This is a genomic window from Citrobacter sp. wls826 (genome assembly GCF_005281245.1).
GTDB lineage: Bacteria > Pseudomonadota > Gammaproteobacteria > Enterobacterales > Enterobacteriaceae > Citrobacter > Citrobacter braakii.
In genome coordinates this window covers 115,727-121,876 of sequence record NZ_SZWS01000027.1, presented here as the reverse complement: position 1 = coordinate 121,876, position 6,150 = coordinate 115,727, and the positions used below count along the sequence as shown (strand labels likewise).

The 6,150-nt window shown below is 56.4% G+C and carries 2 protein-coding genes and 1 pseudogene; all 3 read right to left on the bottom strand.

Annotated features, from left to right (window positions below; translation table 11 throughout):
- Positions 1-206, bottom strand: a pseudogene (locus tag FDW87_RS21985) (multidrug transporter subunit MdtD); the annotation flags it as partial.
- On the bottom strand, positions 203-3,277 hold the full coding sequence (gene mdtC, locus FDW87_RS06455) for a multidrug efflux RND transporter permease subunit MdtC (RefSeq protein ID WP_016156934.1): 3,075 nt from the start codon (positions 3,275-3,277) through the stop codon (positions 203-205). The pseudogene FDW87_RS21985 and the gene mdtC, both read right to left, overlap by 4 nt.
- Positions 3,278-6,150: MdtB/MuxB family multidrug efflux RND transporter permease subunit (locus FDW87_RS06450; protein ID WP_252363046.1), on the bottom strand; the 2,873-nt coding region annotated here is incomplete at its 5' end.

The window sequence follows — 6,150 nt, the reverse complement described above, 5'->3', positions numbered from 1 at the left end:
GCCAGCCATCCGCTGGCGGGCAGCATCACGGCAACGGTTAAAACATATGACACAATGACCATATGCATGTGTAACGGGCTTTCCCCGAGGCTTGCCGCCATCGAGGGAAGCGCAGTATTCACGATGGTGGTATCCAGCGACTGCATAAAAAAGCCGAATGCCACAATCCAAAGCTGCCAGCGGGTGCTGTCGGGAAGTTCTGTCATAACTCTGCTACCGGTTTGCTGTTTTTACGCGAAAAACGCAGACGGTCGAAAAAGAGATAGACCACAGGCGTGGTGTACAGCGTCAGGAGTTGACTCACGACCAGCCCGCCGACAATGGTTATCCCCAAAGGTTGACGTAGTTCGGAGCCATCCCCGGCGGATAACACCAGCGGCAGCGCGCCAAATAACGCCGCCAGCGTGGTCATCATGATTGGGCGAAAACGCAGCAGGCAGGCCTGGAAAATGGCTTCTTCCGGCTGCAGCTTGCCGTTTCTCTGCGCTTCCAGCGCAAAATCGACCATCATGATGGCATTTTTCTTCACAATGCCAATTAATAGCATTATCCCTATCAGGGCGATTAGGCTGAACGGGGCATTGAACAGCTCCAGCGCCAGCAAAGCCCCGACGCCAGCTGAAGGTAGCGTGGAGAGAATGGTCAGGGGATGAACATAGCTTTCATACAGCATCCCCAGAACGATGTAGACCGTGGCAATGGCGGCGATAATCAGGATCACCTGCGAGTTCATGGTGTCCTGAAATACCTGTGCCGTGCCGGCAAAGCTACCGCGAACCGTGGAGGGGACGCCGAGCTGGGTCATGGTTCTGTTGATAGCCTCTGTCGCCTCAGACAGTGAAGAACCTGTTGGCAGGTTAAACGACACGGTTGAGGCAGCGGACAAGCCCTGATGGTTTACCGACAGCGGGGCATTCGCCGGTTGCCATTTGGCAAAGTACGATAGCGGAATTGCCTTACCGTCATTGTTGATGACGAACATTTTATCCAGCGCACTGATATCCTGGGTGTAACGTCGATCGACCTCCATCACCACTTTGTACTGGTTCATCGGTTGATAAATAGTTGAAATTTGCCGTTGTCCAAAAGCGTTGTTCAACAGGCTGTTAGCGGCTGCAACGTCGATCCCCAGACGAGACATGGTGTCGCGATCGTAGACCAGGTTCATTTCCGCGCCATTGTCCTGCTGATCTGAGTTGACATCCGCCAGTTGGGGCAGGGCGGCAAGCGCTTTACGGATCTTCGGTTCCCACTCGCGCAGCGCCGCCAGATCGTCGGAAAGCAATGTGTATTGATAGCTGGCATTGGCCTGGCGGCCGCCGACGCGAATATCCTGCACCGCCATCAGAAACAGATTCGCGCCAGGCTCTTTTGCAAGCGCGACGCGCAGGCGGTCGATCACCTGCTGAGCGGTTTCACCGCGCTCATCGCGTGGCTTGAGGGTGATAAACATCATCCCGCTGTTAACCCGGGAACCGCCGGTAAAACCGGTGACGTTATTCACCGCCGGGTCGTCGCGGATGATCTTCATAAAGTCCTGCAGTTTGCCGCGCATCGCCTGGAAAGAGATGCTCTGGTCGGCCTGAATCCCCCCCATCAACACGCCCGTATCCTGCTCCGGGAAGAAGGTTTTGGGGATGGAAATATAAAGCCAGATATTCAGCGCAATGGTGCCAAGTAACACCACGCCCACCAGTCGCGTATGGCGCAGCACCCACTTAAGCGAAGTGCCGTAACTCTGTTGCAGTGCCACCAGCACACGACCAAAACCTCGTTTACGAGACTGTTCACGCGGGGCGCTGGATTTGAGCATCCAGCCACACATCATTGGCGTTAATGTCAGCGACACCAGCAGCGAGATACCGATAGCAACTGACAGCGTGACGGCAAATTCGCGCAGCAAGCGCCCAGGCAATCCGCCCATTAACAGCAGCGGGAGGAACACCGCTACCAGCGACAGGCTCATTGAGAGCACCGTGAATCCCACTTCGCGCGTACCCTGTAGCGCCGCCTGCAGTGGCTTCATTCCCGCTTCCAGGTGGCGGGCAATATTTTCCAGCACCACGATCGCGTCATCAACGACAAATCCCGTGGCAATGGTCAACGCCATTAATGACAGGTTGTTCAGGCTGAACCCGCACAGATACATGGCGGCAAAGGTACCGATCAGCGAGACCGGAACCGCTACCGCAGGGATCAGGGTCGCGCGCCCGGAGCGCAGGAAAACAAAGACCACCAGAATAACCAGCGCAACGGAGATAATCAGCGTCTGTTCGACTTCCTCCAGCGAGGCGCGAATGGTCGGTGAACGATCCTGGGCAATTTGCAGATCGATGGCGGCCGGGACCAGCGTTTGTAACTCCGGTAATTTGGCCCGAATGCTGTCTACCGTTTGAATAATATTGGCTTCTGGCAGCTTGCGGATCATCAGCAGGATAGCCGGTTTTGCGTTGGTCATCCCCGCGTTACGTACGTCCTGCACCGAGTCGCTCACAGACGCAACATCGCCCAGCCGCACCGCAGCGCCGTTATTGTAGTGGATAATAATCGGCTGGTACTCGGCGGCGGTTTTCAGCTCATCGTTGGTTTGTACCTGCCAGCGATGGGTATCATTCTCGATAGCTCCCTGCGGCTTACGCACATTGGCGTTAGCAATCGCGCTACGCACGTCGTCCAGCGACACGCCCTGATTAAACAGCGCTTGCGGATTAAGCCCTACGCGCACGGCAGGCAGAGAGCTGCCCCCAACGTCGACGTCACCCACGCCGTCGATTTGCGCGATGGTCTGTGCTAATTGGGTTGATGCGAAATCGTACAGCTCACCCTGCGAGTAAGTGTCCGACGTGAGCGTCAGGATCATGATTGGCGCATCGGAAGGGTTGGCTTTGCGGTACGTGGGGCGGCTTGGCATGCCGCTGGGTAGCAGGCTTTGCGCTGCGTTAATCGCGGCCTGAACATCCCGCGCCGCGCCATTGATGTCACGGTCGAATTTGAATTCAAGAATAATGCGCGTACTGCCAAGGGAACTGCTCGAGGTCATTTCGTTCACGCCCGCGATGCGCCCCAGTGAGCGCTCCAGCGGGGTGGCTACCGAAGACGCCATCGTTTCAGGGGAAGCGCCCGGTAATGATGCGCTGACCATGATCACCGGGAAATCCACCTGCGGCAGCGGAGCTACCGGCAGCAGACGAAAGCCCAGTATCCCGCACAGGGTGATGGCCACCGAAATGAGAATGGTCGCCACCGGACGATGAATGAAAAGCGCGAAAAATTTCATTTACGCTTCCTCTTCCTGACGCGGGAAGCGGCTTTTCACGTACAGCGACAGACGGTCAAACAGCAGATAAATCACCGGGGTGGTAAACAGGGTTAATACCTGGCTTACCAGCAGACCACCGACCATACCAATTCCTAATGGACGACGTAATTCGGCCCCCACGCCGGTACTTAACATCAGCGGCAACGCACCGAGCAGTGCTGCCAGCGTAGTCATCAGAATCGGGCGAAAACGCAGCAGACAGGCCTGGAAAATAGCGTCGCGTGGGGTCATGCCCTGTTCGCGCTCCGCGGCAAGGGCGAAGTCGATCATCATGATGGCGTTTTTCTTGACGATACCGATGAGCAAAATAATGCCGATAATCGCGATGACGTCCAGTTCACTGCCGGCAATCATTAACGCCAGGAGGGCGCCGACGCCCGCCGTGGGTAGCGTGGAGAGAATGGTAATCGGGTGAATAAAGCTCTCATACAGCACGCCGAGGACGATATACATCGCGACAACCGCAGCCACAATCAACCAGATGGTATTACCCAGCGCGGCCTGGAAAGCGAGCGTACTGCCCTGGAACTGGGTGGTAATATTTGCTGGCAGATTGAGCGTTTTTTCGGCATCCAGAATTGCCTGCACCGCATCGCCCAGCGAATGATCGTCCGGTACGTTGAACGAGATGGTGGTGACCGGGAACTGATCGAGGTGGTTAATCGACAGCGGAGCGAAACGCTGTTCAATGCTGGCGATTGCGCTGAGCGGAACCACGCCGCCGTCGCTGCTGGTCAGACGGATAGTGTCCAGTGCAGCAAGCCCCGGCGTACTGTTGGTGTCATGTTCCAACACGACGCGATACTGGTTGGCCTGGGTGTAGATGGTTGAAATCAATCGCTGGCCGAAGGCGTTGTACAGGGCGTTATCGACATCCGCCATGCTGATGCCTAAACGGCTGGCGCTGTCGCGATTGACGTTCACATACGCCACCAGCCCTTTGTCCTGCCAGTCGCTACTGACATCGGACAGTTGCGGTAGCTGGTGAAGTTTTTCTAACAGCTGTGGAACCCAGGTGCTGAGGGCGTCAAGGGACGTTGCTTGCAGCGTAAACTGATATTGCGTCCGGCTGACCTGGGTATCAATCGTCAGGTCCTGGGTGGGCTGAAGATAGAGATCAACGCCGGGTACTCTGTCAACTGCGTCCTGTAGGCGTGCGATCACTTTCTGCACGCGATCGTCGCGATCGTCCAGCGGCTTAAGGTTGATTTGCAGACGCGCGCTGTTCAATGCCGGATTAGTACCATCCACGCCGACAAAAGCGGTCAGGCTCTCTACCGCCGGATCTCGAAGGATGACATCGGAAACCTGGCGCTGGCGCTGGGCCATGCTGGCAAATGAACTGGACTGCGGCGCCTGCAGCGTACCCTGGATGATGCCGTTGTCCTGGATTGGGAAGAACCCTTTGGGGATAAAGGCCCATAACATAACGCTCAGTGCCAGCGTGCCGAGCGCCACGCCCAGTGTGAGCCACGGATGATTCAGCACTTTTGCCAGCCAGTGACCGTACCCGGCAATGACGCGATCGAACATACGCTCCGAGGCGCGGGAGAAGCGGTTTTGCTTACGCAACGAGGCCTGATTAAGCATGCGCGCGCACATCATCGGCGTGAGGGTGAGCGAGACGACGGCGGAAATCAGAATTGCCACGGCCAGCGTAACGGCAAACTCGCGGAATAATCGGCCAACGATATCACCCATAAACAACAGCGGGATCAGCACGGCGATTAGCGAAAATGTCAGAGAGATGATGGTAAAACCAATCTCACCAGCCCCCTTCAGGGCGGCAGTCAGCGGTTTTTCGCCTTTTTCGATATAGCGTGAAATATTCTCGATAACCACGATAGCGTCATCCACTACGAATCCTGTCGCGATGGTTAGCGCCATTAGGGTCAGGTTATTGATGGAGAAATCAAGAAATACCATCACCGCGAAGGTGCCGATGAGCGACAGCGGAACGGCGACCGCAGGAATAATCGTCGCCGGAATATTGCGCAGGAACAGGTAGATGATCATCACCACCAGCGCAATCGCCAGCATTAGCTCAAACTGGGTGTCTGCAACGGACGCACGAATATTGGTCGTACGATCCGAAAGCACGCTGACCTTAACTGATTTGGGCAGGCTTTCGGTGAGCTGCGGCAGCATTTGACGGATACTGTCTGCCGTGGAGATGATGTTCGCCCCAGGCTGGCGCTGAACATTCATCACAATGGCTTGTTGCTTATTGGCCCATGCGCCCAGCCAGCTATTTTCTGCCCCTTGTTCGACGGTGGCGACATCGCCCAGACGAACCGGCGCACCGTTTTTATAGGCCACGATGAGCTGGCGATATTCGTCTGCGGACTGCATCTGGTCGTTGGCGGAAAGGGTGACAGCACGCGTTGGGCCATCAAGACTCCCTTTTGCCGAATTGACGTTAGCCCCGGTAATGGCTGTACGGATGGTTTCGCTGGTCAGACCGAGTGCGGCAATAGCCTGTGCGTTAAGCTTCACGCGGACCGCCGGTCGTTGCCCGCCGGAAAGTGTTACCAGACCGACACCGGAAACCTGAGAGATTTTCTGCGCGACGCGGGTTTCGACCATATCTTCCACCTGCGTCATCGGCATGGCGCTGGACGTGACCGCCAGCGTCATGATCGGTGGATCTGCCGGGTTTACCTTGCTGTAGACCGGCGGATTGGGCAGATCGCCCGGTAATAAATTGGTGGCGGCGTTAATCGCAGCCTGAACTTCCTGCTCGGCAACATCCAGCGGCAGCGTCAGTTGAAACTGCAACGTGACGACCGATGCGCCGCCGGAACTTTGCGAGGACATCTGTTTTAAGCCGG

Excerpts from the sequence above, each read along its gene's own strand:
- mdtC (WP_016156934.1), bottom strand. The coding sequence starts at position 3,277 with ATGAAATTTTTCGCGCTTTTCATTCATCGTCCGGTGGCGACCATTCTC.